This is a genomic window from Aequorivita sp. CIP111184 (genome assembly GCF_900489465.1).
GTDB lineage: Bacteria > Bacteroidota > Bacteroidia > Flavobacteriales > Flavobacteriaceae > Aequorivita.
In genome coordinates, this window is sequence record NZ_UEFQ01000006.1 from 1 (window position 1) to 704 (window position 704).

The window sequence follows — 704 nt, forward strand, 5'->3', positions numbered from 1 at the left end:
CGCCCATTGTCCAATATTCCTCACTGCTGCCTCCCGTAGGAGTCTGGTCCGTGTCTCAGTACCAGTGTGGGGGATCCCCCTCTCAGGGCCCCTAACCATCGTAGCCTTGGTGTGCCGTTACCACACCAACAAGCTAATGGTACGCATGCTCATCTTATACCGATAAATCTTTAATTAAAAAACAATGCCGTTTCTTAATACTATGGGGCATTAATCCAAGTTTCCCTGGGCTATTCCCCTGTATAAGGTAGATTGCATACGCGTTACGCACCCGTGCGCCGGTCTCAAGAGAGCAAGCTCTCTCTACCCCTCGACTTGCATGTGTTAGGCCTGCCGCTAGCGTTCATCCTGAGCCAGGATCAAACTCTTCATCGTATAATCTTCAATAATATTGCGACCATACTCCAGTAAGAGCTCGACTCCCTCAAAAAAATCTCAGAAAATCTCACTTAGTTTAGTTTCTTTGTTGATCTTATCTGTTTCCAAATAAAATCTACGCTGTCAATTTCAATATCTCAATGAACTTTTCCCTATCAAAAAACAGGGATTCAATTGTTGGTGGAACGGAGTTGAACCGTTGCTGCTATTCCTTTTCACCATTTCTAAGACCGTGCCTATATCTCTAAGCGGGTGCAAATGTACAACTCTTTTTTAATCCTGCAATACTTTTTAAAAAATATTTCAAAAAAAATTTAAGACCGTTG

General features: G+C 42.9%; 1 rRNA gene. It reads right to left on the reverse strand.

From position 1 onward, the window contains the following. Positions 1-375: ribosomal RNA gene (locus AEQU1_RS00040) — 16S ribosomal RNA — on the reverse strand; the annotation flags it as partial. Between the last annotated feature and the right edge of the window lie 329 nt (positions 376-704).